General features: G+C 64.8%; 20 protein-coding genes. 3 read left to right on the top strand and 17 right to left on the bottom strand.

Annotation, left to right across the window (positions count from 1 at the left end; genetic code table 11):
• Positions 1 to 7: 7 nt before the first annotated feature.
• Entirely contained in the window at positions 8 to 1327 is a 1320-nt protein-coding gene (locus tag ACFQ00_RS10950) for an acyl-CoA dehydrogenase family protein (RefSeq protein WP_381490300.1), read from the bottom strand.
• 153 nt (positions 1328 to 1480) lie between these two features.
• Here ACFQ00_RS10950 and ACFQ00_RS10945 point away from each other — a divergent pair, with 153 nt between their 5' ends.
• Positions 1481 to 2503 carry an AraC family transcriptional regulator gene (locus ACFQ00_RS10945; RefSeq protein WP_381490297.1) on the top strand — a complete coding sequence of 341 codons (1023 nt, stop codon included), beginning with the start codon at positions 1481 to 1483 and terminating at the stop codon, positions 2501 to 2503.
• On the opposite strand, the gene ACFQ00_RS10940 is transcribed toward ACFQ00_RS10945, so the two are convergent.
• The 7 genes from ACFQ00_RS10940 to ACFQ00_RS10910 form a co-directional block, all read right to left on the bottom strand.
• Positions 2478 to 3608 carry an MFS transporter gene (locus ACFQ00_RS10940; RefSeq protein WP_381490294.1) on the bottom strand — a complete coding sequence of 377 codons (1131 nt, stop codon included), beginning with the start codon at positions 3606 to 3608 and terminating at the stop codon, positions 2478 to 2480. The two genes, ACFQ00_RS10945 and ACFQ00_RS10940, sit on opposite strands and share 26 nt — an antisense overlap.
• 29 nt (positions 3609 to 3637) lie before the next feature.
• Positions 3638 to 4873 (bottom strand): M24 family metallopeptidase, encoded by a 1236-nt coding sequence (locus ACFQ00_RS10935; RefSeq protein WP_381490291.1) that lies wholly within the window; start codon positions 4871 to 4873, stop codon positions 3638 to 3640.
• A 3-nt stretch (positions 4874 to 4876) separates the two neighbouring features.
• Positions 4877 to 7135 (bottom strand): TonB-dependent receptor, encoded by a 2259-nt coding sequence (locus ACFQ00_RS10930; RefSeq protein ID WP_381490288.1) that lies wholly within the window; start codon positions 7133 to 7135, stop codon positions 4877 to 4879.
• 23 nt (positions 7136 to 7158) lie between these two features.
• A complete protein-coding gene (locus ACFQ00_RS10925) occupies positions 7159 to 9138 on the bottom strand; it encodes a S9 family peptidase (protein ID WP_381490286.1) in 1980 nt (659 codons plus the stop codon).
• Positions 9138 to 9965 (bottom strand): HalD/BesD family halogenase, encoded by an 828-nt coding sequence (locus tag ACFQ00_RS10920; RefSeq protein WP_381490284.1) that lies wholly within the window; start codon positions 9963 to 9965, stop codon positions 9138 to 9140. Before ACFQ00_RS10920 ends, ACFQ00_RS10925 begins: the two co-directional genes overlap by 1 nt.
• An 80-nt stretch (positions 9966 to 10045) precedes the next feature.
• Positions 10046 to 11188 carry an MFS transporter gene (locus tag ACFQ00_RS10915; protein ID WP_381490283.1) on the bottom strand — a complete coding sequence of 381 codons (1143 nt, stop codon included), beginning with the start codon at positions 11186 to 11188 and terminating at the stop codon, positions 10046 to 10048.
• 7 nt (positions 11189 to 11195) lie between these two features.
• Complete coding sequence (locus tag ACFQ00_RS10910; RefSeq protein ID WP_381490280.1) at positions 11196 to 12425, bottom strand: metal-dependent hydrolase family protein; 1230 nt, start codon at positions 12423 to 12425, stop codon at positions 11196 to 11198.
• Between the two features lie 107 nt (positions 12426 to 12532).
• Here ACFQ00_RS10910 and ACFQ00_RS10905 point away from each other — a divergent pair, with 107 nt between their 5' ends.
• Positions 12533 to 13441: a LysR substrate-binding domain-containing protein gene (locus ACFQ00_RS10905; RefSeq protein ID WP_381490277.1), complete on the top strand. Its 909-nt coding sequence runs from the start codon at positions 12533 to 12535 to the stop codon at positions 13439 to 13441.
• Between the two features lie 4 nt (positions 13442 to 13445).
• Here the strand turns inward: ACFQ00_RS10905 and ACFQ00_RS10900 are convergent, their stop codons facing one another.
• From ACFQ00_RS10900 to ACFQ00_RS10870, 7 genes are all read right to left on the bottom strand, one after another.
• On the bottom strand, positions 13446 to 14324 hold the full coding sequence (locus tag ACFQ00_RS10900; RefSeq protein WP_381490274.1) for an alpha/beta fold hydrolase: 879 nt from the start codon (positions 14322 to 14324) through the stop codon (positions 13446 to 13448).
• Between the two features lie 115 nt (positions 14325 to 14439).
• A complete protein-coding gene (locus ACFQ00_RS10895) occupies positions 14440 to 15381 on the bottom strand; it encodes a threonine ammonia-lyase (protein WP_381490271.1) in 942 nt (313 codons plus the stop codon).
• A 78-nt stretch (positions 15382 to 15459) separates the two neighbouring features.
• A complete protein-coding gene (locus ACFQ00_RS10890) occupies positions 15460 to 16461 on the bottom strand; it encodes a pyridoxal-phosphate dependent enzyme (RefSeq protein WP_381490268.1) in 1002 nt (333 codons plus the stop codon).
• A gap of 47 nt (positions 16462 to 16508) precedes the next feature.
• Positions 16509 to 17717, bottom strand: a complete 1209-nt coding sequence (locus ACFQ00_RS10885; protein WP_381490266.1) for a DmpA family aminopeptidase — start codon at positions 17715 to 17717, stop codon at positions 16509 to 16511.
• A complete protein-coding gene (locus ACFQ00_RS10880; RefSeq protein WP_381490263.1) occupies positions 17714 to 19075 on the bottom strand; it encodes an MFS transporter in 1362 nt (453 codons plus the stop codon). Before ACFQ00_RS10880 ends, ACFQ00_RS10885 begins: the two co-directional genes overlap by 4 nt.
• A gap of 20 nt (positions 19076 to 19095) precedes the next feature.
• A complete protein-coding gene (locus tag ACFQ00_RS10875) occupies positions 19096 to 20718 on the bottom strand; it encodes a class I adenylate-forming enzyme family protein (RefSeq protein ID WP_381490260.1) in 1623 nt (540 codons plus the stop codon).
• Positions 20718 to 21188 carry a MaoC family dehydratase gene (locus ACFQ00_RS10870; protein ID WP_381490257.1) on the bottom strand — a complete coding sequence of 157 codons (471 nt, stop codon included), beginning with the start codon at positions 21186 to 21188 and terminating at the stop codon, positions 20718 to 20720. The genes ACFQ00_RS10875 and ACFQ00_RS10870 overlap by 1 nt, the downstream gene beginning before the upstream one ends.
• A gap of 222 nt (positions 21189 to 21410) precedes the next feature.
• Between ACFQ00_RS10870 and ACFQ00_RS10865 the strand changes: the two genes are divergently transcribed.
• Positions 21411 to 22133: a TetR/AcrR family transcriptional regulator gene (locus ACFQ00_RS10865; RefSeq protein WP_381490255.1), complete on the top strand. Its 723-nt coding sequence runs from the start codon at positions 21411 to 21413 to the stop codon at positions 22131 to 22133.
• Positions 22134 to 22190: 57 nt separating this feature from the next.
• Here the strand turns inward: ACFQ00_RS10865 and ACFQ00_RS10860 are convergent, their stop codons facing one another.
• Positions 22191 to 23531: a serine hydrolase domain-containing protein gene (locus ACFQ00_RS10860; protein ID WP_381490252.1), complete on the bottom strand. Its 1341-nt coding sequence runs from the start codon at positions 23529 to 23531 to the stop codon at positions 22191 to 22193.
• Positions 23531 to 24316, bottom strand: a complete 786-nt coding sequence (locus tag ACFQ00_RS10855) for an enoyl-CoA hydratase/isomerase family protein (RefSeq protein ID WP_381490249.1) — start codon at positions 24314 to 24316, stop codon at positions 23531 to 23533. Before ACFQ00_RS10855 ends, ACFQ00_RS10860 begins: the two co-directional genes overlap by 1 nt.
• Positions 24317 to 24602: the final 286 nt, after the last annotated feature.

Below are 24602 nucleotides of genomic sequence, written 5' to 3'. Positions count from 1 at the left end.
TCCGCCGTCAGCCGGGCAGTAAATCCGGATCGGTCAGCAGCATTCCCCCCTTGATCGCGATGACCTCGTTGCACCCATCCTCGATCAGTGAGGCGCGGGCATCGCGGAACAGTTTTTCCATCGGATACTCGCGCGTCAGCCCGTTGCCGCCGAACATCTGCAACGCATCGCTCGTCACCTCGAGCGCGTGCTGCGTCGATGTCACCTTGGAGAACATCGCCGCCTGCAGCGCGGGCATCGCGTTGTTCATGTTGAACGCCGTCACCCGCCGCGCCAGCGCGCGCGAAATCTCGACCTTGCGCGCCATGTGGAACAGCCGCCGCGCCACGTCCTGATGCCGAACGAGCGGTACGCCGCCCTGCCGGCGCTCATGCGCGTAGCTGTGAGCGAGTTCATAGGCAGCGCGTGCGCAGCCCGCGAACGTCGCACCCATCAGCGCATTCGCCTCGCTATGGATCGCATAGACGCCCTTCAGATAATCCTCGGGCGCCACCAGCAGATGGTCGATGTCGAGCGTCACGTCGTTGAAGAAAATCTCGCCCTGCGGCAGCGCGCGCTGGCCCATCTTCTCAAGCGGCTTGCCCTTCGAAACGCCCGCCGCATCGAGCGGCACGATAACAACGGCACCGCGCGCGGGATCGTACCCGGAGCCCGTCTCGGCCGCGCAGTAAAGGATGCAGAGATCCGCGACAGGCCCGTTCGAGACCCACGCCGACTTCTGCCCGTTGATGACGATCTTGCCATCCGAGATGCGCGCAACGCAGTTCGGCCGGTTCGGTTTTCCCGCGGCGTGGGCGGCGTGCCCGCCGGGGTCGATTGAATCGCTCCCCCGGTCGGGCTCCGTGATGCCCCAACTCCCGATCAGCGACTCAGGGTAGGTGCGGGCCACGAAATCATTGCCGAATTTCGCCGCCATGTAGTGCGGCAGCAGGCCGGCGCCTGCGGAAATGGCGAGGCCGGAATCGCCCCAGCCGAGCTCTTCGAAGAGGATCGCGAACACATGCGGCATCTCTTCGGCGGAGAAGGACGCCAGCGTTTCCATGTTGATGCCAAGCTCGGTGTAGGCGCGGCGAAATTCCCAGTAGCGCGAGGCCTTGTCCACCACCGCGTCCGCGCTCAACCGGTCGAGTTCGGTGCCGATCGGCCGCATCACCTTTTCGGCGAAGCTGTGCAGCGACTTCTGGAGTTCGGCGGCAATCTCCGGAAGCGGCGGTTCCGCGCCAAGCTGACCCAGTTTCACATGCGGGTTTGAATCCCACTGCGTGAAGGGGAGCGGTCCACCGCCAAGGGCGATATCGTGATCTACGACGGCAAGCTGATGGTTCACGATCTTCCTCCAAGGCCGGGCTGGACTGATCTTGTGTCATCCATTCCCGATGCTGCGATCAAAACATGAAGCCGGGCATCATTGAATGTCGTCTCGCGCCAAGCCTTTGACTTTAACTGCCACACGGCGCATCATATGTCGTGGGAGGCAATCATGAAGATCGAACTGCTCGGCTCGATGCGAATGCCGAACCAGAGCGTCCGGATCATGCGCGCGGCGCTGGACGAGGCCGGGATCAATCCGCTGCCCTTGCTCGCCGAGGCTGGTATTGCTGTGGCAGAAGCCGACGACCCGCAGGGCGAGGTTTCCGGACTTCAGGAACTGCGCTTTCAGGAGATCTTTGCCACCGCAACGCGCGACATCCCCGGCCTGTGGTTCCACACCGGAATGCGCTATCGCCTGATGACCTACGGCCCGCTCGGGCTCGCCGTGCTCTCCGCCGGAACAGTGCATGACGGGCTGAAGGTGCTGGTGGCATTCCAGGCGCTCACCTACTCGCTGCTGCAATACCGGCTCTACGAGGAAAACGGCGCGCTCGCGGGCATGGAGGCGGACGACAGCAACGTCGCGCCCGACCTTCGCGAATTCTGCCTGGTACGTTCGCTCGGCTCGGCGACAACCTTCCTCAAGGACATGCGGCAGCCGTTTCCGCTCGCCCGCATCGAGTCGTCCGTCTCGCCGCGCAGCGACGGCATCGACTATGCAGCGGAACTCAGCGTGCCCGTCGTGTTCGGCACACCCGTGACCCGCTGGGTGTTCCAGCCCGGCGCGGCAGACCTCGCACTGCCGATGGCGAGTCCTCTTCTCGAACAGACCTACCAGCAACTCTGCGCGCGGCTGATCGACGAGGCGCAGGTCAGCGACGACATGGTCGGGCGGCTTTATTCACTGCTCGTCCGCTCAAGCCGCGGTTTCCCCTCGGCGGCACAGGCGGCCGCGCAGCTCGCGGTTTCGGAGCGCACACTGCACCGGCGCCTTGCCAAGCAGAACCTCGGTTTCGGCGATGTCCTCGATCAGGTCCGTGAGCAGCGCGCCTGCTACCTCCTCGACCGCTCGCACCTCTCGGTCGAAGCCATCGGCGAAATGCTCGGTTTTGCTGAAACCGCCAGCTTCTCCCGCGCCTTCAAGCGATGGACCGGCGTCTCACCGATCAAGTTTCGGCAGCGACCCCGTTAACGCGGCGCAGAAGCGGCGGACATATTGCAACGGCGATAAGAGCAAGCATCGCAGCCGAACCGATCATCATCCCTTTGTTTCCGAAGGCATCGAGCAGCGCGCCGACACCGAATGCGCCGATGCCGCCGCTGAGTGTCGTAAGCGGGATCGAAGCAGCGGTCAGCTCGGGCGCAGCATCGATCAGCACGATGTAGAGATAGCACGACAGGAATGCCCATCCCGCCTGCAACACGGAAATATAGACGATGAACTGCCAAACCTCGTAGCGGGTCATCGTCAGCAGCGCGACCACGACGATCTGGATGACGATCGACGCCATGATCGGCAGCACCAACCCCGCGCGCCGATCCAGCACAAACGCGCCGACCGGGCCGAGCGCGCTACCGAACACCGAAATGCCGATCGCTTTCGAAATCTGGTGCGCGTCCAGCCCCGCACCGTTGCTGCCGAGAAGGCCGAAGAAGGCGAACACGCCGGACTGGAAGGCGCCATAGGGCAGGAACGCGAGGAGGAACGGCACGCCACCAGTTCCAATCTCCGCCTCCTCAACGCTCTCCGCAGGCCATCCCTTCGGCAGCAGCTGCAGGAAGCCGAGGCACAACGCTGTGCTGCCGGCCATCAGCCCATAGAGCCCCCCGGTGCCGACCGCTTCGGCGATCGGCTCCGCGAGCAGAAAGACCGCTGCCTGCGTCAGCAGCTGGCACAAGGTGACGATGGCGATGATGCGCCCGGGCGACCGCGTATTGGCGACGAACGCGAGGTGAATGCCCGAAACGACGCCTGCACCGATCCCGCAGAGCAGCCGCGCGGTGCCCATGAGGTCCAGCGTATCGACGAATGCACATGCCGCGTTCGCGCCCGCCATGACGACAAGTGCGCCCGCGGCAAGCGGCCGCCAGTTCCAGCGTTTCTGCCAATACAGCGCCGAGGCCGCCCCACACGCGAAACCGCCGAGCTCGAGCGCGGCAACAAGGCCGAGATCGGCCTCGCTCCATCCGAACGCCTCGCGCCAGACATCGACGAGCAGCGGCGTCACCATTGTCGGGATCGTTGCGACCACGAACATGGCGACCACGAAGGCGATGCTGGCGGGCGCCGAAAACATCCGGCGTCCGGACGGGAGCGCTTGCCCGCTCACCAGTAGCGCATCGGTGTTCGGGTCAGCAGTTCGGCGCCGTCTTCGGTCACGATCAGATTCTGTTCGAACCCGGCCATGCCGACGCCCGGATGCCGCAGGAACGCCTCGGCGGCAACGACCATGCCGGGTTTCAGCGGCTCGTCGTATCGCATCAGCCCGCCTTCGTCCGGTCCCGGATCACCCACCGGGATGATATGATGGACGAAGAACGTGCCGAGCCCATGCCCGAACAGCGGCACATGCTGGCGATGTTCGTGATAGCCGACCGTTCGTGCGATGCGCTCACCGATGATGCCGAGTTCGCGCGCCGTCGCGCCGGGGCGGATCGCGTCCACGATGCCGTCCACAATCTGGGCTGCACCCTCCAGCACGGCGCGTTGCTCCGCACTCGGCTTGCCGCCGCAAATCGCCGTTCGGCCGGGGTCCATCCAATAGCCCTGAAAGATCGGGCCATAGACCCAGGCTCGCACCATGTCGCCCTTCGCGGGCAGGCTCGTGTCGTAGCCGTAGAAATCGTTGCCGAGCAGGAAATGCTCGCTACGCGGGCCGTGCGTCGCATCGATGCGGTGATAGCCGCCGCCTGCACGGACGACGATCGCTGCCGCGCGTGCCGCCGCCTCGGCGCCGCTGTTTCCAGCAATGAGCGCCTCCATGGCGGCGGACAATGCGTCCGTGACGATGGCGCCGCCGGTCCGGTAGGCTTCCAGCTCGCGCGGACTTTTGATCTGCTGCGGCCCAATCAGAAGCTCTTCGTCCGTGCTCCATTCGATCTGGGGCGACAGGTGGCGAAGCAGGCGGTCGTAAACGCCCGGCAGAATATCGTCGCCGACGACCGCAACACGCCCCTCGATGCCTTCCGCCCGCAAATGCCGTGCGATCCCGCCGATCAAATCCGTCTCGTGAACGACAAGGCGGCCGTATGCGAGCCGCGAAGTGTCCGTCTCGTCGCGGGGCTGGCCAATGTGCAGCTCCGGCTCCGTACCTGCGCGGAACACCACGGCGGCGAACGTGTATCCGGCACCGAACGTCTCGTCGGCGGGGTCCTGCCCCGTCCCCGTCGCCATGTAGTTCGTGAGCCAGTAGACATTTCCCGCCCGGTCGTACGTTCCCGCCGACCGCTGCCAAACGATGACGATTTCGTGCCCCCGCTCGGCCATTGCATCGTAAACGCGGCCCCAACGCGCCTCATACTCCTCGCGCGGGAAATACATGGCTGCCGGTGCCGCGTTCATGGATCAGCCCTTGATGCGGACGGTGAGGCCGATGGTGCGCGGCGTCACGTACGTCACGTTTTCGTACACGCCTGGGATCGTGCTCACCGCTCCCGATCCGACCGCGAGGACGCCGCGTCTGTTGAACGCGTTGCGGACGAACAGGCTGACATCGATCATCGATCCTTCCGCCCCGATGTCGAAGTTCGCGATGTCGTAGGCCGGGCGGAAACGCCCGGAGCTGACCACACCGTCGATCGCGAACGGTATCTTGCCGACATGCTGCCAACTGCCGCGCACATACGCCTCCCACGCATCCGTCACCGGATAGCGCAGTTCGGAGGAAAGCGCGAACTTCCAGCGCGGCGTCTCCGGCGTGCGGTCACCTTCGGCATAACCCGCGGCAGCACCGAAATCGACGGGCACATCGGTGAACTTAGCGTCGGCGTAGCTCACCTGGCCGCTCAGCGTCACGAAGGTCGATGGCCGCACATTCACTTCAAGCTCCGCGCCGTCGATGCGGGCGTCCCCGGCATTTGCGAAGAAGGTCGAACCGCAGGGATCGGGAATCGCGAGCTGAATACCCTTCTGCTTGATGCGATAGGCGGCGCCGTTCACGGTCAGCACACGGTCCAGCGCGTCGACCTTCGCGCCGACCTCGTAGTTCCACACCGAATCCGGGCTGAAGACCTGGCCGACCGAGCTGGCAAGATCGCAGCCGAGTGCCGCGGGCACGGCCGCGTTGGCGCCGCCCGCGCGGAAACCGCGCGAGACCGTGGCATAAAGCGTGGCATTGTCGCTCGGCTTGTAATTCACCGTGAAGCGCGGACTTGCGCTCGTCTTTTTGGCGGTGACGCCCGGCGTGTCGGGGCCGCAAAGGATGCCCGGAATCACCTCCGTGCACGTCGCCGAAAGCGTATTCTTCAGCCGATAGACACGCACGCCCGCGATCAGTTCGAGCTGCTCGGTCGCCTGGAAATTCACCTCCGCGAAACCGGCGATCTGCTGGTCCGACGTCTTCTGCATATAGTCGTAATTGATCGGGCCCACCGGGCCGTCGGCGGGGCCGAAGTAGGCGTCGAGAAGATCGCTGAACGCCTGCCCTTCGAAGATCTGGCCGAGCGACTGATCGGTGTGGCTGAAGTAGACACCCGCGATCCATTTGAAGGGGCCGCTGTTCGAGGATGTGAGGCGCAATTCCTGCACATAGGTATCCGCCTTCGCGGGCGTCAGGCTCGCGAACGGTGCGAATTCGCCGAAAATGTTGTAGCCGAGCGCGGTGTAATCGAGCGTCGCATCCGATGTCTTGTGGAGATAGGAACTCGACGACACGAGTTCGACGCCGCCCAGATCCTTCTCGATGGTGAGGTTCGCGACCAGCAGATCGGTGCGCGACGGTTCGGCACCGACCGCGCTCGCCCGCCCGAAGCCCGCAAGATTGGTCTGCGTCGCGATCGGATTGTCGGCATCGATGCGCTGGAAATAAAGGCTCGGCGTGATGACGAGATCGTCGCCCGCCTCCAGCCGAACCGCGCCGCGCAGGCTGAAGATCTCCGCGTCGTTGGCATTCTTCTCCACGAGCGCATCCGCTGATTCCGGCGACGTGAGCCCAGCGAGCGTCGCATCATAGCGATCGATGTAGCCCGCGATCTTCTCATAGGTACCGGTGAGGCGCAGCGCGGCATTCGGCGCGAGCGGAAGATTGACCGCCGCCTTCGCGCCGTAACCCTCGCCGCCGCCCTTCACGCTGTTCACGAAGGCTTCGCCGTGCGCGTCGAAACCCGAAGCATCGGGCTGGTTGGTGATGTAGCGCACCGTGCCGCCGGTCGAACTCGATCCGAACAGCGTGCCCTGCGGGCCGCGCAGCACCTCGATGCGCTGCATGTCGAACAAATCGATGTTTGGCGTGCCGCTGTAGGCATCGGTGCGGAAATCGAAAGGCGTGTCGTTGATGTAGACAGCGACCGCGGGCGCAAGGCCGAGATCGGTGGTGAGACCGCGTAGGCCGATGTTGGATTCGCCAGGGCCGACAGGCGTGAAGGTCAGGCTCGGCGTGTTGCGCACGAGGCTTTCGGTATCGCGGATCGCAAGCCGCTGCAGCGTATCGGCGCTGAACGCCGTCACCGCCTGCGGTACGTCCTGCAATCGGCTTTCGCGGCGCTGCGCGGTAACGACGATGTCACCCTCGTCATAGGCAGGCTGAGGCGCTGCCTCCTGCCCCATAGCCGGTACCGCAAAGGCCGTACCCGAAAGCAACGCGATCAGAATCATTCGCCGAGACATTAAACACCCCTCCTTTTTCTGGTTTATTCCTGCGTCCGGTTCGCGTTCCGGCCGCCATGCTTGTTGAACCACTGCATGATGAATCCCTGCTCCTCGATCCACTGCGACGGACGCGAAGGGATATGAAACGCGCCGGGAAGCAGCAGCAGCGCCGTGGGCACCCCGCACAGTTTCAGTGCATGATAAAGCTGCACGCCCTCGCTCATCGGCGTGCGGCAATCCGCATCGCCGTGGATGATGAGCGCCGGCGTGGTGATATTCCCCGCGAGCGACAGCGGAGATCGCGCCCACCATGCGGAGATGTCCTCCCACGGCATCGTGCTGAACATCCGCCGCGTGTAGCTGCTGCAAAGGTCCTGCGTCAGTGCGTGGCTGATCCAGTTGATCACGGGCGAATGCACGGCAGCGGCGGCGAAGCGATCGGTCTTGCCGATGGTCCACGCCGTGAGCGCGCCTCCGGCACTAAGACCCGTGACGAACAGACGCGAGGGATCGACCTCGATCTCGCCCAGCGCAGAATCGAGCGATGCCAGCAGATCATCGAGTTCAGCGCCCGGAAACTGCCACGGCTTTTCGTAGAAACCGAGATCCGTGCCGAGGCTGCCCCGATAGTTCGGCAGCAGCACCGCATAGCCCTCGGCAGCGTAACGCTGGAAGCGGAACGAGAATTGTGCCCCGTAAGCGAGGTCGGGGCCGCCGTGGATGTTGAGAATAAGCGGAACGGGGCGACCATCATGCTGCGGCGGCAGGATCAGCCAGCCATCCACGGGTGTGCCATCGCCGGAGATGCAGGAGATCGGCTGCGTGTGGCCCAGCGTGATGGCGGAAAGCCAGTGGTCGTTGAAACGCGCAATAGTGGTGATGTCGCCATCACGCGCCACCATCGCCAGAATACCCGGATCATCCGGCGTAGCGAGGACCACGACGGCACCTTCCGTCCCCGCATCGAATTCGGCGTTGCCGCTGATGCAGGGTTCGGCATCCAGCCCCTCACCGGGCGCAAGACCAGTTGCGATTTCCTCGACAGCTCCTGCGAGCGTAACGTGGCCGAGGTGCTGGCGCCCAGCGCGCACGTAGGAGAACCAGAGACCGTCCCCTGCGCCGTTCCATGCGTGCGCGCCGATATCCTGCCCAACGTCGGCAAGCAGGCGCTGTTCGGATCCATCTCTGCGCATCACGTGGAGCGTCGTCGCATGATGAAAACGGCCGCGATCATCGAAACCGCGCCATGCGATCCATTCGCCGCAGGGGGAGACTCGGGGGTCGAAATCGGGGCCTGCACGGTCGATAAGCGGCGTTACGTCGCCCGACGTACGGTTCAGACGGTAGAGCCCGGCATCTTCGGAGCGGACGTTGGCCGAGAAATAAATATCCGCGCCGTCCCCGGACCATGCGAGCCCGCGCGGCAGCAGCGACGGCCGGTTCTCCCCAAACGTTCGCTGCGTCAGCGCACCGGTCGTGAGATCGAGTTCGTACAGATGCTCGGGTGCGGACAGTACGCCCACCCCGTCCAGACGCCAGAACGCGTCCTCCACATAAAGCGGACCGGAAGAGACGCTGGGAACGGTCATGGTGAGCGCCAGCGTACGTCCGTCAGGCGAGAGCGCGATCCCGGAGGGAACCACGGGCAGCACCGCGACATCGCGGCACGCACTGCCCTTCTCCGCCACGCGCACGAACGCGCCATCGCCGTCGCTTCGTACCACCGCGACGATCGCCCCGTCCGGTCTCCAGCACGCGAACAGCACATCGTCGCCAGCATCGAAATCAGCCGCCTTGCCGGTTTCGCGGGCGACAACGTGAAGGCGCCTGACGAGCCTGTCCGCATCCTTGTCCGCACGTTCGAGCAGGCAAAGGATGAACTGGCCGTCAGGAGACAGCCTTGGCGCGCGCGGCACCGTGATGCGGTAGAGATCCTCTTCCGCGAGCAGGCGGACGGGGCCTGATGCGCCAGGTCCATCGCGCGAATGATGCCGGATTGCCCGATCGGCGTTTCCGTGCATCAGGCAGCGATTGCCGAGATGCGGCCGAGCCCGTTCTTCTTCACTTCATCCGCGTAAACGAAGCCGGGTTCGGTGTGATAGCTGAGCAGCGCGATGATGCGATGCTTGCCGCCCGCCACCTCGGTCACACGGTGCAATGCCTTGCGCCCCCGGAAAAGAAGCAACGTGCCCGCTTCAACCTTCTGGAGCCGCGTGCGCGACGAATTGCCGTCGAGAATGGCGTGGATATCCTCCACCGGCGCCGTGTCGACCTCGGGCGCATATTCGAAAGCGCCGCCTGTTTCGGCCGCCTGCAGCAACAGCGACACCACGAAGTCGTTGTCGTCAAAATGCCAGCCGTGCTGGTCGCCCTCTCCCATGTACGTGACGTTCACGTTGATTAGCGGGTCGACGGTCACGTGCAGGCGCGCAATGCCCAATGCTTCCTGTGCCAGCGTCATGAGCTCGGGCGAGCGATAGAGCGTGCACAGGGTTCCGCCATCATCCAGGAGATCGGAACCGAGAATCCACATCGAATAGGGCGACGCGCGCTTCAGCAGCGCTTCGTCCGCAACCTTCGCAAGGGGACCTTGCGGGTTGAAGCCGAGCCGCTGGTCGCGACGATAGGCGCGGTCGAACCTGGCCGATGCCTCGGCCACCATGTCAGCGAGCGCCTCGGGCGTCACGAACGCCGGAAAGGCGGCGGCACCGTCCTTGTCCAGCTGCCGTGCAGCGTTCGCCACGATCTCGGCACGGCGCGTTTTATCCGACAGCGGATAGAGTGCGGTATTCACGATCGACATGGATGCTCCCGAAACCTCCGCCGGCCACCCCGGCGCCTCGATCATCAGAATTGCATCCGGCCGCATCGCAAAACAGCAGAGATTTGCGGTGACAGCATCTTAAAAAGTGATGGAAGCTCTCGCGCTCAGCGCCCAGCCTTGCGATTGATGTAGAGCGCGCCGGCCACGGAGATCGCCACGCAGGCAACACAAAACGCTGCGACGGTGCCGAGGCCAAGGTATTGAAGAAAAAGGCCGCCCACGGCCGGACCGACGACAAGTCCACCCCCGGTGATCGCCGGCGTCAGCGTCACGATACGGCCGCTGCGATCTGCGGAGGCCAGCAGACCGAACTGAAACGCATATTGAAAAGGCCATGCAAAAGCGAACAGGCTGATCGCGATCGCAAACCCGACCGGGCCCATAGGCAGGCCAAGCCCGGCAATGCCGCAAACAAGGATCACCGTACCGATGAAGAGTCCCGCCCGCCGCGACAACCGGTCCGCGACCGCGCCGGCCGCAAGCGAGCCCGCAAGACCGCCGAACGCCGACGCGGAAAGCGCGAACGCCACCGATCCCGCATCGAAGCCCTTGCCGACACCGATCCGCTCAAGGAACGGCCAGAGAGATGCCATGCCGATAAAGTAGATGAGAACGAAGCCGAGTGCCCCGATCGCAAGCCGGTTTCCGGGAACGCGCAGCCCGCTCTCCGATACCGGCCCCGCTTGCTGAGCCGTGCCGATCACCGGCGCGAGCCAGAACCCCGGCACGGCAACGAGAGAGAGTGCAACGAACAGCCATTGCCACCCGAAGGTGGCAGCGATCCAGCCGAAGCTGCCTAGCCCGATGATGCCGAGGATCGATTGCCCCGCGAAGTAGAGGCTCACCGCCCGCTCCGGCCACGCCGAACGCCCCATCGCCGCATAGCAGATCCCGGCAACGACACCCTCGCCCAGCCCGGAAAACACGCGCGTCGCGGCAATGTAAGCGTAAGACCCATCGAGCATCGTGAGCAGATTTCCGGCGATCATCACGCCAAGTCCGCACCGTGCCGCGACGGACCACGACAGGCGCGCGGCGATCACCGGGCAGAGCAGGCTGCCGACGAGGATGCCGCCCATGTTGAGCGAGGCGATCATCCCCGCCTCCGCGATGCCGTATCCGAAGTGGTCGGCGAAAACGCCGATGATCACCGGAAGCACGGCGGGCAGCGTCGCCGCGGCAACGCCGATGTAGATCGCGGCCCAGACGGCCGCAGGCGGCGTCGCTACGCGGACCGTGTCGTTCAACGCGACCTCACGCGAGATCGCGCTTGTGGAAGCGCCCTGCCTTCATGATCGCGCGAAGGCGCCGGCCGTCCTCGGCGAGGATCGCGATATCTTCCAGCGGATCACCGTCCACGACCAGAAGATCAGCAACTGCCCCGGGTGCGATGCGCCCCAGATCCGGCCGCTTCAGTATGTCCGCGCCCACGATCGTCGCCGAGCGAAGCACGGCGTCGGCAGGCTGCACCTCGCGGCGGTAGACGAACTCGCGCGCCTGCATCCCGAAGAGGTCACCGGGCAAGTCCGTCCCGAACCCCAGCGGCACGTCCGCGCGCCAGGCGGTTTCGAAGCCCTGCATCGCGAGCCGCGTCAATTCCCTGGCCTTGTCGCGAACAGCCGCCGGCAGGCCGAGACCGTCTCCCCGTTCGATGAGCGCCATCACGACGGCAAGCGTCGGGACAGCGAAGCCGCCCGCGTCTCTGAGCGCGGCCGCGGCCTCCGGTGTAACGAGCGTTGCATGTTCCACCGTGCGTACCCCAAGCCGCGCGGCGCGGGCAACAGCCTCGGCGGTATGCGCGTGCGCCGCGACATAGGCACGCCAGCGTCCCGCTTCCTCGACCGCGGCTGCCACCTCCTCATCCGTGAACTGCTCCATCCAGATCGGATCGGTGGGCGAGAGCACGCCGCCCGAAAGCATGATCTTGATGCAGTGGGCGCCCATGCGCAGCTCCTCGCGCGCGGCACGACGCACGGCATCGGAACCGTCCACGATATGCGCGATGCTGTTCATCAAGTGGCAGCGGCAGGGCTCCACATCCTGTTCCTGCGCGCGCAGATCGCCATGACCTCCGGTCATGGAAAGCGTGCGCCCGGCGTAGAACAGGCGCGGCCCGGCGATCAGCCCGTCGTCGAGCGCTTTCGCAAGCCCGTAATCGCCGCCACCGACGTCGCGCAGCGTCGTGAACCCGCAGTCGAGCGCGTGCTTCAGCATCCGCGCCGCGTGCGCCGTCGTGTAGGAGGGCGGATGCCCCAGGATCTGCGCCGCGCTGGCGCTCGAAAGCCGGGGGTGCGTATGCACGTCGATCAGGCCCGGCAGCAGGACGCCGCCGCGAAGATCGATCACATCCGCTTCACGCACGCCTGCACGCCCGCTGTCCACAGCCTTGATCCGGCCATCCTCCACGACGACGTGGCAATCCTCGCGGTAACCGTTCGCGACCGCATTCAGCACGCGCGCGTTCTCGAATATGATCGTCGCCAAACCCTCGTCCCTCGCCCACCGTTTCGGCAAGGCTAGACCGCGGCCCGGCAGCAGGTAACCACAGAATTGTGGACACTCGATGCCTTTTCGATATGAGAAGGCATTCTATGCGCAGCCTTCGCCAATCGCTCCCGCCGCTCAACGCCCTCGCCGTGTTCGAGGCGGCGGCACGCCATCGCAGCTTCACGCGGGCCGCCGCCGAGCTCAACATCGCCCAGTCCGCGGTCAGCCGCCACGTCTCCAATCTGGAGGCGGACCTCGGCGTTTCGCTGTTCGCGCGCAACGGCAATCGCCTAGTCCTCACAGGGTCGGGGCAGGCACTCGCAGAAGCCATCCAGGCCGGGCTCGGGCGCATCCGCGACAGTGTCGACGCGATCCGCCGCCGCCACCGGCAGGACGCCACGCTCACCATCGCCTGCAGCTATGCGATGGCACACGACTGGCTGATGCCCCGCTTCGGCCAACTGCGCGCCCGGCTGCCCGATGTGCAGCTACGGCTGATGACAGCGGACGCCTATCTCGATTTCGATGCGGAAGACGTCGACCTCTCGATCCGCTACGGCAATCCCGCCGATTGGCCGGATTACCGCGCCCGCAAGCTGCTCGAGGAAGCCATCTTCCCGGTCTGCGCGCCCGCGCTCCTCGCACAGCATCCCGGCCTCCTGAAAGAATCGCCGGAGGCATGGGCAGAGGCCCCGCTCCTGCACCTCACTGCAATCAGTCAGGGCCGCGTGGACTGGCACGAATGGTTCCGCGATCTCGGCGTCGCGCCTTCGATGCAGGGGCCGCTCTTCAGCACCTACACGCCGATGCTTCAAGAGGCCCTTGCCGGCCGGGGCGTGGCGCTCGGCTGGAAGGGGATGATCGATGCCTATCTCGAATCCGGCCAACTGGTTCGCCTGTCGAACCGCGTCGTCACGTCGGATCAGGCCTTTTTCATCGTCTATCGCCCGGATGCGCGTGAGGCGCTGATGGAGGCCGTCATTCAGGCACTGACACGCCCTGCAGCACGCTAATCAGTTAGTCTGCAAGGAAGCGCTCCACGACAAGCGCGAACTTTTCCGGCTCCTCGACGAACGGCGAGTGGCCGCTGCGCTCGAAATATTCGAGCCGCGCGCCCGGAATCGCCTTGCTGATCCGGTACGCGACGGACGGCGCCACATTGGCATCGAAGCGTCCGTTGATCACCAGTGTCGGCACCTTGAGCTTGGCCAGCGCGGGATAGAGATCGAGCTTGATCGCATCGAGCATCACTGCGGTGCAGGTCTCCTGCGAGAACTTGGGTGCCTCGCCCGCGACGGCGACATTGTTGCGCTGATCGTAATACGACATTCTGTCGTAGGCATCGGTCTCCACGCAGCCCATCTGCCCCGCCGGGCTTGGATCGGGCGGGATCGTCGCCACGATTTCCGGATAGAGCTTGTCGAACAGATATTCGTTCGCCGCGGGCTTCGCATCGCCCGATCCGACAAGGATCAGGTGGCTCACACGGTCCGGGTAGCGCACCGCATACGCCATTGAAAGAATGCCGCCCCACGAATGGCCGACAAGATCGATCTTCTCGGCGTTCAGGCTTCGGCGAAGCGCTTCGAGATCCTCGACCATCCGCTGGACGGTCAGATCCTTTGCTGCGGCATCCGGCGAGCGCCCGGTTGCGCGCTGGTCGTAGAAAACGATCCGCCGCCGTTCCGCCATGCCGGTCCAGATCGGCGCGGCGATCATGTAGCGATGATCAAAGCCGGGGCCGCCATTGACGGCGACAAGCGGCGTGCCGCCCGCCCGGCCTATCGACACGCGGTAGAGTTCACCGGGGTTCGCGTTCCCCGCCTCTGCCAGAGCACCCGAACTGGCGCAGCCGATAGCCAGCATCGCAAGAAGCATCCGGTATTTCGCCATCATCCGTCCCTTCCCTCGTCTATACGAACGCTACGGAGTGGAGCGAGATGTGGCGAGCGCAATGATGTCATGCATCCATCGCAGCGTGCTATGCGAAGCGGCGATGGATGCCCGGCGTCTATGGAACGCCGCCGGCAAGGATGATCGCGAGATGCGCGGCATCGAGGTGCCCGCCCGAAACGATGCACACCACCGGCCCCGGATGATCGCCGGCGAGTGCGGCGGCGACCGGCGCGGCGCCTGCGCCTTCGGCTATCACGTGATGGCGCTCGGCAAGCAGCCGCACCGCGGCGGCCGTTTCCGCGAGCGACACGAGCGCGGTTCCGGCAACAAGGCGGCGCACCAGCGGCCACATCGCCGGAATGACGGTGGGGCCGCCCATGCCGGTGATGAACGAGGGCACGAACGGCACCGTCACCGGCTCTCCCGCCGCGAATGCCGCGCGCACCGGCGCCCCCGCCTCGGTTTCGCTCGCGATGACAACGCCCGCGGACCCATGCGCCTTCAGCGCCGCGGCAATGCCGCAGGCGAGCCCGCCGCCGCCATACGGCACGAGCACTGTCGCCACTTCCGGCAGATCCTCCAAAACCTCGGCGCCGATGGTGGCATTTCCGGCAAGCACCTCGTTCTCGATGACCGGATGGATGAACGCGGGATCCGTGGGCGGCTCGGCGAGCATCGCCCACCAGTCATCGTAAGCCAGCGACACCACCCTTGCGCCGAATCTCTCCAGCGCCTCCACCTTGCTGCGCGCCGCCGTATCCGGAACGTATGCAGTCACTGGAATGCCCCGCGCGCGTCCTGCATAGGCGAGGCCCTGCGCGAAATTCCCGGCGCTCGCCGTAGACACGCCGTCGCGGCAGGCGTCACCGCGGCTGAGAAGCGCATTCGCGGCGCAGCGGATCTTGAACGAACCGACGGGCTGCAGCGTCTCGAGCTTCAGATAGATATCGTCCCGCGCACCACCCTGCAGGCGGATGAGCGGCGTGCGCACGGCAAGATCGCGGATGCGTTCGCGCGCCGCGTCGATCGCCGCGCGATCCGGTACGACCGGGCTCATTGCGGCCGCACCCCATTCGTGCAGTCCGAAATCATATCCGTCTCCTCCCCAGGGTGATCGACGCGGGATCATCTGCCGCTATTGCAGGCCCGTGATGCGCTTTCCGGCTTCGACGTGCGTTGCAAATCCCGTGATATCGATGTTCGCGCCGCAGACGATCACGCCCACGCGCTTGCCGCGCACACGTTCCGCGAGCGGCCCCATCAGCGCAGCGGTCGCCGCCGCGGCCGCAGGCTCGACTGCCAGCCGCGCCTCGCGGAACAGCAGGTCCATGCCCGCGCGGAGCGCATCGTCGGAAACCAGCACGATCTCCTCGACAGCCTCGCGGCACAGCCCGAAACTATATGGCAGCGAGTAGGGCGGCCCCAGGCTGTCCGCGATCGTTGCGATCTTCGCGTTCGTGGCGGGCGCACCCTGCGCGAAGCTGCGGTACATATTGTCCGCCCCTTCCGGCTCCACGCCGAAAACCTGACAGGCCGGCATCAAAAGCCGGATCGCGGTGGCGAGACCGCCGCAGAGGCCGCCGCCGCCGATCGGGCAGATCAGCACATCGAGCGGCTCGGTCTGGCCTGCCCATTCAAGGCCGATGGTGGCGGTACCGAGCGCGGTCAACGGACCTTCGAAGGGGTGCACGAAAACCCGCCCTTCCTCGGCTTCGATCTGCTTCGCGCGTTCGAACGCCGCCGCACCGCCCGTCGCGATCTCCACTTCGGCACCAAGGCGCCGGCAGCGTTCGATGCGCGCGGGATTGGCCGTGGGCAGCATCACCACGCGCGCCGAAATCCCAAGCGCCCAGGCGGCATAAGCGGTCGCGATGGCATGATTGCCCGCGCTGACGGCGGTAACGCCGCGCGCCCGCTGCGCTTCGTCGAGCGCCATCATCACCGTGAGCGCGCCGCGCGGTTTGAACGTCCCTGTCCGCTGGAACAATTCGAGCTTCAGGTTGACGCGGGTATCCGCGCCAAGACGCTCCCGCAGTTCGTCCGCCTGCCAGTCGAGCGTCGGCGTGGTGACAATGTGGGAGCCGAGCGCCGCGCGCGCCGCGCGAATCGCCTCAATTGTTATCGCAGGATCAGCCATCCCCGTGTTTTTGCATGTTTTCAGTCCCGGGGAAGGCCGTTTTTGTCCTACCGGCGCGGAAACCGCGCCTTCATGATGCGCGCCAGCTGATCATGCGGGATGCCGTAGACCTTCGCGTTGTTCGCGCCGGTCATCGTCTCGGATGCCACGAGCTGGTTCACGAGCGCCTCTTCCGTCGCCTGCACGACACCTCGGAACAATGCATTCATCGTTTCGCTGTCGGTGTCGTTGATGATCGCGGGCAGACGCGGCTTGCCGCCGAGCGGGATGACATGGCTCGTCGAGAAGGCGAGCGCGAACTCACCCGAAAGCGCCCCCGCCGTGCTGCCGTTACGCCCGACCCCGAGCGCGGCGCGGCGGGCCATGCGCTCCAGCTGATGCGGCATCAGCGGCGCATCCGTAGCGATCACGATCAGCAGCGAATTCTTGTCCTGCGGCTTGCCTGCATCGGGGCCAGCAGCCACGATGCCGTTCACCTCCGGCCACGCGCCCTTGATCTCCTTGCCGATCTGCACGCCCGCGATGCGCAGGTCGTTGCGGTCGCCGTGGTTCGCCTGCACGAGCACGCCGACGGTGTAGCGCGTGTCCCCCGCCGAAACGACGCGCGACGACGTGCCGATGCCGCCCTTGAACGTGTAGGCGATCATCCCCGTGCCGCCGCCGACATTGCCCTCCGCAACCGGGCCACCTTTGGCGCCGTCGAGCGCCGCGAATACGTGATCGCGTGTCAGGCCATGCCCGAAGACGTCGTTGAGCCGGTTGTCGAGCGTTTCGGCGACCACCGGGAGCAAGCGCGAGAACAGCGCCTCTTCCGGCACCTTGCCGACCGACCAGTCCATCATACTCTGGTGCACGAGGCCTACGTTACCCGTTCCCGTCAGCGCGATCGGTCCCAAGAACTGCCCGACCTCGTCGACGAGATGCATCCCGGTCCATTCGCCGGTGCCGTTGATCACGGCACGGCCCGCGGCGACACCATCGAGGCTGGTTTTCCCGAGCGGATGAATGATCGTCACGCCCGTGCGGTACGGCCCCTTCCCGATCACCATCGCCCCATCGCCTGAAATCACGGTGGTATGGCCGACTTCGACACCCGCGACGTCGGTGATGGCATTCAACGCGCCCGGCGTGCCTTCGAACGGCACCCCGAGATCGCGAGCGCGCGGCCCGGCGAGCGATGCTGTTGCGGCGATCGAAACGATCAGCGCCGTCAGCAGCGGCAGCGCGCCCGACCATAGTCTTTGCGTCGAAGTCATGGCGTGATCTTTCCTGTCGAAGGGGTTTCATAGACACTGCGGAACCGCACGAGCAGCAACAGACTCGCCGTCACAAGCAGCGAGGGCAGAATAGCAAACGCAAGGCGAATACCCGTGAGCGCCGACTCCGGCTGCGCCACCACGGTTCCGCTCGATGCGACGAAGCTTGTCCACGAAAGCACGGCGCCCGTCACCAATCCGCCGAGCGCAAGGCCGAGTTTCTCGCCTGCCGTCCACAGCCCCGTGAACATGCCCTGCCGGTGGATACCCGTAGCGCGCGCGTCGGCATCGAGAACGTCGGGCAGCAGCGCGAAGGGAAAGAGCTGCTGCCCCGCGAAAACGAGGCCCATCAGGCAGACCTGCGTGTAGAGAAAGGCATCGGGCGTTTCGCTGTCGCAGAACCAGAGCCCCCCGGTCGCGAGCACAAGCAGCACGCTCGACGCAAGATAGGCCCGCACCTTGCCCACGCTGCGGGAGATGCGCACCCAGAGCGGCATGGCGACGATCGCCGAAACATTGAGCGCAACGAACAGCAGCGTCACGGTCATCCCCGAACCTTCGCGGATATGCACGGCATAATAGGGCAAAGCGCCCGAGAAACAGCCAAGCCCCGCCAGTTGCAGCAGGTAGGTGACGAGGAGCAGCAGAAACGGCTTGCAGGCCGCCGCCTGCCGAAGCCCCTGCCAGAACTGGAAGTCTGCCGAAACCGATGCCGCCGTCCCCAGCCTGCGCGTCGCCACCACCGGCACGAGCATGGCAATGCCGCACACGATACCGATGGTCAGCGCCATCACGGCGTAACCCGCACGCCCGCCGCCCGCGAGATCGACAAGGAACGGCGCCCCCGCGCCGCCGAGCAGGATGCCGACCATCGCGAACCCCATGCGGAACGACATCAAGGTCGTGCGTTCCTCGGGGCTGCTGGAAATCTCGGCGGGCATGGCGATGTAGGGCACCGAGAACACCGCGTATGCCGTGGCGCAGGCCATGTAGGCGGCGGTCACGTAGAGGAAACTTTCAAGCGGCGTTTCGAATGCGGGCACCGAAAACAGCATCACGAAGAACAGGCTCATCGTGATGCCGCCGATCAGCATATAAGGCCGGCGCCGACCCCAGCGGCTCTGCGTGCGATCGGAAATCATGCCGATCAGGGGATCGATCAGCACGTCCCAGAACTTGGGGATGAAGACAGTGAGTGCCGCCAGCGCCGGCGAAATGCCGAGAACGCTCGTCATGAAAAAGAGCAGCAGCACGCTCGGCACGGTGGAGAATACGCCCGTTCCGAGCGAACCGACACCGAACGCCGCCATTGTGCCGATGGAAAGGCCGCGCGCTTCCGCCAGAGGAGCCGATGCCACTGCGCCGCCCATCGCCTTGTTCACCGCGCAGCGCTCAGGTGACGCACTTCATCGCGAAGCGCGTGCTTGTCCACCTTCCCGATCGGCAGCAGCGGCAGCGCCTCGCGGATCAGGAAGGTCTTGGGCACCTTGTAGTTCGCAAGCCGCTCACCCGCGAATGCCCGGAGCGTGGTCTCGTCGATCACCGCCCCCGGCGCCGGAATCACGAATGCCCAGCCAACCTCGTCGTAGCGCGGATCGGCGACGGGGATCACAGCCGCCGCCGCGACACCCGGATGCTCTTCGAGCGCGAGTTCGACCTCGCGCGGATAGACGTTGTACCCGCCCGACTTGAACATCTCGACGCTGCGCCCGACGAAACGCCAGTTGCCGCCCGGCAGCAGTTCCACCTGGTCGCCGGTGCGGAACCAGCCGTCCGCCGTGAACGCCGCCGCGGTCGCCGCGGGATTGTTGAAATAGCCGAGCATCACCCCCGGCCCCTTGATCTGCACCTCGCCGATGCTGTTCTCGGGAACGGGCACGCCGCCCTCATCCACAACGCGATATTCGTTGCTATGATCGTGGTGGCCGATCGTTTCCGTCAGCAGCGCGAAATCGGCGTCCGGCGGATTGACGCTGTTGATCGATCCGCCCTCGGTGAGCCCGTAGTGCAGCGAGAAGAAATACCCCTTCCCCTCCAGCCGGCGCAGCAACGGCGCAGGCATCGGCGCGCCGCCCCATGCGATCACGGAAACGCTGGAGAGATCGCGGCGAGCAACGTCGGGGTGATCGAACACCGCCTGATGCATGAGCGGCAATCCGCCCAGGATCGTGATCTTCTCGCGTTCCGTCGTCTCCAGAATTCCGGCCGGATCGAAGGTTTCCATGAACACGATCGTGCCGCCGTCGATCAGGCAGTTCCCAGACACGTCGGACTGGCAGCCGACATGGTTGGTCGGCAGGTTGCAGATCACGCGGTGCCCGGCACGCAGATGCTCGCGGCCCACGAAGGATTCCGAAAGCGCTTTGTAGGAATGGAAGAAGCTGTCGTGCGAGAGCACGGCCCCCTTGGGCTTCCCGGTCGATCCCGAAGTGTAGACGATGCTCACAGGATCGCGCCGTGAGGTGCGATTCATCCGGGCAGCGGCCTGTGCCGGATCGAACGCATCGCCGTCTGCGAGAAATGTATCGAGCGACCGGCTCATTCCATCCAGAGTACCGCCGATGGTGATGAGCCCAACGCCTGCGACGACATCGCCCGCGAGATCGCGGAGGTCATCGTCGTAGCGGCGCCCCGCCGGGTCTTCGAGAATCGAAACCAGCAGTTTGGGCCTGCAGTCCCCCAGCACGTGGCGCATTTCCTCGCGCCTGTATTTCGGGTTCACGCCCACCCACACGGCACCCGCGCGCATCGCGCCGAGCAGCATCAGCATGAACTCGGGGCGCGGCGTCACGATCATGGCGACACGGTCGCCGGTCTCCACGCCTGCCGCGATCAGCGCACGCGCATAGCGATCGATCTCGCGGTCGAATTCGGCGTAGGAAAGGCGCAGGTCACCGAAGATGATCGCCTCGCGATCCGGCACGGCCTCGGCGTAGGCGGCAACAGCGTCGGGAAGCCGCTCGATGCTACGGACAAGGTCCGGCCCCGTCGGCATCGGCATCAGGCATTCTCTCTCGAAACGAGGCCGATCCATTCCGCAACGAGCGCGGGGCGCTCCTGCCCCTCGATCTCGATCGTATTTTCGGAGGTGATGAGATAGGCGCCGTCCTCGCGCTGCTCGACGCTCTTGATCGACATGCGGTTACGGAAGCGCGCATTCACCGGAACCGGCGAAATGAAGCGCACCCGGTTGAGGCCATAGTTGAGATCGTATCCGATCACGCCGCCGTCGTGGCGATACCGGATCGGCGAGCAAAGGTGGCTCAGCATGGAAAGCGTCTGGAAACCGAACAGGATGGTCTGACCGAACGGGCTGTGCTCGCGGGCGTAGTCCGGGTCCACGTGCATGGGATCGATGTCACGCGTCACCTTGCCGAAGGCGTCAATCTCATCCTGCGAGATCGATATCCAGTCGCTGACGAGAATCTCTTGCCCAACCAGCGACGACAGGGTTTCGACATCATATTCCATTGGTGTTACGCAGCCCTTCCGGTTTCAGGACGGCGGCATCTGCACTTCGCATCGCGGGATGCTCGCGCACGAACAAGGGCCACCCTCCCTTTTGATCCATGCTGCTTACCATGGTTGAATTTAAATTCAAGTTTATAAATTGCCATGCGAGCCTATGATTAGAAATTGGTTTCATGGCCGGTTTCCGGTACACCGGCGCAATCGAGGTTGATCAAGAACGCAATGGCAACGAAGAAAAAAGCCGTGGGCGCAAGGCCCGCCGTCGCGCCGCTGGGCCGCAAGGAACGCCGCAACGCCGTTAGTAAGAAGCCTGCCGCGCCGCAGACGCAGCGCGGCAACCAGACGCGCGAGAAGCTGAAGGAAGCGACCGTGCGCGTGCTGGAGCGGATCGGCTACCGCGCCATGCGCCTTTCCGATATCGCGTCCGAAGCTGGCGTCAACGTCAGCCTCCTCTACCACTATTTTTCAGGCAAGGCGGACCTCACCCACGAGATCCTTGTTGAACTGCTCGATCGGCAGCGTTTTGAGGATCTCTCCGGCATGGCGCCGACCAGCGACCCGTTCGATTCGATCGTGCGGGCCAACAAGGTCATGGTTTCCACCTATTCGCGCACACCTGGCCTGATGCGGTGCCTGCTCCACTTCGATGAGGAGGAGGTCGAGTTCTCCGAACTCTATCGCAAGGTCAGCGTGGACTGGAGCCTCAAGATCGCAAAGGATATCGCCCGGCGCTGCCCGGACGTGGCACTCGGCGATGAGCAGCGGCTGATGATCGCTTATGCCCTCGGCGGCATGGTCGACAACTTCCTGTTCGAGCTCTACGTCGATCGCAACCCGACACTCGTGAAGGCCTTCTCCTCGCCGGAGGACGTGGCGCATTTCCTCGCGATTCTCTTCTCTGGTACCGGGCGATCTACCTCGCAAACCCGCCCGCCGAACAGTTGAAGGGCTACGAGGGTTTCACCAGCCTCAGGATGGTCTGAACCGGCCTGAACGGGCTCGTCAGTTTTTCGCCGTTCCGCGCGGACGCGCGGCGCGCAACAGGTCGATCGCCCACACAGCGGGATTGTGCCCCACCTGATTGATCGTTCCGCCGAGGCTGATCCCCGTGCCCGGTTCATAGAGCATGATCGCACCCCAGAATCCGGTGTGCCCGAAATAAGAAATGCCGTCCGGCGTCGTCAGGCGGGATACGCCGAGCCCACGCTCCACCGCGATGTCGCCGCGCATCTGGCGCCACTGCGGCGTCGTCATCAGCGTCAGTGTTTCCGCCTTCTTGAACAGCCGTCCTTCGCCAAGCGCGCGGATGAAGCGGTTCAACTCCTCGGCCGTCGAAACGACGCCGCCGCCTGCCCAATCGAAGGAAATGTTGAAGCGCCCGGTCCGGCCGGGAAAGTCGCCGAGGTAGAAATCGGCAGCATTGCCTTCGTATGCCGCCGTCCCAGGCTTCGTTGCATATTCGAGATAGGTGTGCTTCAGCCCTAGCGGATCGAACAGGCGCTTCCGATAGGCCTCGTGCAGCGTGCCCCCGGTGAGCTTCTCGATCACGAGGCCAAGGATGATGTAGCCGGTATCGCTGTAGTGATAGCCTTGCCCCGGCGCGAACAGCCCGTTCGTGGCACCGCCGTTGTAACTCAGATAGAAATTGAGGACCCCGGCCTGCGGATCGTCGGGCCGCGACGCGTCCCACGGCGTCCACATACGCCCGGTCATCAGCGCGGAGATATCGCATCCCGGCGTTTCGAGGCACTTGCGATGCGCGCCGAGCACGCCGAGCTGAACGCCACCGAACGACTCCGGCGCCGCATTGCCTTCATTGTTGTCCGACGTGAGCTTCGCATCATCCATGAAAACGTCGCGCATACCCGATTGGTGCGCCAGCAATTGCCGGATCGTCAGTCCGGCGCCATAGCTGCGCCCTTCGAATGTCATCAGGCGATCGAGGATTGCGGGCGTGAATACGCCGAGCGATCCGAGCGTCGTTTCGATCCCGTCAGGCCCAAGCCTGCCCTCTTCGGCAAGCTGCAGAATCACCGTCGCCGTCATTGTCTTGGTGACGCTCGCGATCGGGAACTGGTCCTTTGCCGTCATCCCCGCCGTGCCGCCTTCGCGCGCGGGACCGACACCCTTTGCATAATAGAGCTTTTGCGCGGGGTCTTCCACGACGACCGCTGCATTGTGGATGGCATCGGCGGGCGCGGGCGACGACGAGGCCAGCGGCAAGGCCTGCATCACGGCGTCAAGACGCGCCGCTTCGGATGCGGACGACGCTGCGGCGTGCGCGCACGCGCTTGTCAGCAATAGCATCGCGCCGGCGACGGCGAAAACGGTCTTCCGGGCCATCACATCCCCTCCTTCGAATCATTTCCCTTGAAGGCGCCGACCCGCGCGGCGACTTCGGGATCGAGCAGGCTCGCGGCAAGGCTGATCGTTTCCTCCGCCATCGCCGCCTCGATGCGGTCGCGCTCCAGCAGATTGATCGCCCGCTTCAGGCTGCGTACCGCCTTCGCCGGGCGCGACGCAATGCGTTCGGCAAGCGCGAATGCCGCATCGAGATGCTGCCCGGTCGGCACGATCTCGGTCACGAGGCCGGCCTCCTGCAGCGCCCGCCCGTCAAGATGTTCGCCGCCCATGATCCATTTGAACGTTCGCTGCGGGCCAACCAGCCGCGGGAGCAGCGCGGTCACGCCGCCGCTCACGAACATGCCCCATTCGATCTCGGGGAAGAACGCGCGGGCCTCTTCGGACCAGATCACTGCGTCGCAGTTGATCGTCCACTCGAAGCCGCCGCCCACGGCCCATCCGTGCACGGCCGCGATCACCGGCTTCTCGCCGAACATGATCTCGCGGCTCACCTGCTGCATCACGTCCACTCGCGTGCGCATCGTCATTTCGTCCACGTCCGCCGGCGACTCGTGCGCGGTCAAGTCGTCACCCGCGCAAAAGGCCTTGCCGTTGCCGTGAAGCACGATCGCCGCCGTCGCCGCGTCGGCGTTGGCTTCGCGCAGCGCCGCGATGAATGCGCGCACCATCGGCTCGTTGATCGCGTTCAGGCACGCGGGCCGATTGAGCGCGATGACGCTGGCCCGCCCCCGGCGGGTTAACAGGACTTCCGGCGATGCTGTCAATTCTCGAACCCTCAAACCCGGCGCTGGCATGGCGCCCTTGCTGTTTCGATATTTGATTTTAAATTTAATTTCAAGTAAAGCTGCGGATAGTGATGGCGTCGGGTTGAGAGGGAGCCCTGTGATCGGGAGAGATCCCGCAATCGGCCCAAACGCTGCAGTCGGGAGGACAGGTTTTTTTGCGCTGAACCGGATGAAGCCGGAACATGGGAGGCCCCACGGCCTGCCCTGTCATAAAACACAGCATTTGAGTTGAATATGAATTTATATTCTACATCTAAGTGTGAAC

The sequence above is a fragment of the Sphingosinicella xenopeptidilytica genome (assembly GCF_042676985.1).
Lineage (GTDB): Bacteria > Pseudomonadota > Alphaproteobacteria > Sphingomonadales > Sphingomonadaceae > Sphingosinicella > Sphingosinicella xenopeptidilytica.
This window is presented reverse-complemented; position numbering and strand designations above follow the sequence as displayed.

Bases quoted from the DNA above. Each gene is read 5' to 3' on its own strand.
- ACFQ00_RS10920 (WP_381490284.1), bottom strand. From the start codon at position 9,965: ATGATCGAGGCGCCGGGGTGGCCGGCGGAGGTTTCGGGAGCATCCATG.
- ACFQ00_RS10945 (WP_381490297.1), top strand. From the start codon at position 1,481: ATGAAGATCGAACTGCTCGGCTCGATGCGAATGCCGAACCAGAGCGTC.
- ACFQ00_RS10885 (WP_381490266.1), bottom strand. From the start codon at position 17,717: ATGACTTCGACGCAAAGACTATGGTCGGGCGCGCTGCCGCTGCTGACG.
- ACFQ00_RS10900 (WP_381490274.1), bottom strand. From the start codon at position 14,324: ATGATGGCGAAATACCGGATGCTTCTTGCGATGCTGGCTATCGGCTGC.
- ACFQ00_RS10860 (WP_381490252.1), bottom strand. From the start codon at position 23,531: ATGGCCCGGAAGACCGTTTTCGCCGTCGCCGGCGCGATGCTATTGCTG.
- ACFQ00_RS10940 (WP_381490294.1), bottom strand. From the start codon at position 3,608: ATGTTTTCGGCGCCCGCCAGCATCGCCTTCGTGGTCGCCATGTTCGTG.
- ACFQ00_RS10865 (WP_381490255.1), top strand. From the start codon at position 21,411: ATGGCAACGAAGAAAAAAGCCGTGGGCGCAAGGCCCGCCGTCGCGCCG.
- ACFQ00_RS10935 (WP_381490291.1), bottom strand. From the start codon at position 4,873: ATGAACGCGGCACCGGCAGCCATGTATTTCCCGCGCGAGGAGTATGAG.
- ACFQ00_RS10925 (WP_381490286.1), bottom strand. From the start codon at position 9,138: ATGCACGGAAACGCCGATCGGGCAATCCGGCATCATTCGCGCGATGGA.
- ACFQ00_RS10875 (WP_381490260.1), bottom strand. From the start codon at position 20,718: ATGCCGATGCCGACGGGGCCGGACCTTGTCCGTAGCATCGAGCGGCTT.
- ACFQ00_RS10930 (WP_381490288.1), bottom strand. From the start codon at position 7,135: ATGTCTCGGCGAATGATTCTGATCGCGTTGCTTTCGGGTACGGCCTTT.
- ACFQ00_RS10895 (WP_381490271.1), bottom strand. From the start codon at position 15,381: ATGAGCCCGGTCGTACCGGATCGCGCGGCGATCGACGCGGCGCGCGAA.
- ACFQ00_RS10890 (WP_381490268.1), bottom strand. From the start codon at position 16,461: ATGGCTGATCCTGCGATAACAATTGAGGCGATTCGCGCGGCGCGCGCG.
- ACFQ00_RS10905 (WP_381490277.1), top strand. From the start codon at position 12,533: ATGCGCAGCCTTCGCCAATCGCTCCCGCCGCTCAACGCCCTCGCCGTG.
- ACFQ00_RS10870 (WP_381490257.1), bottom strand. From the start codon at position 21,188: ATGGAATATGATGTCGAAACCCTGTCGTCGCTGGTTGGGCAAGAGATT.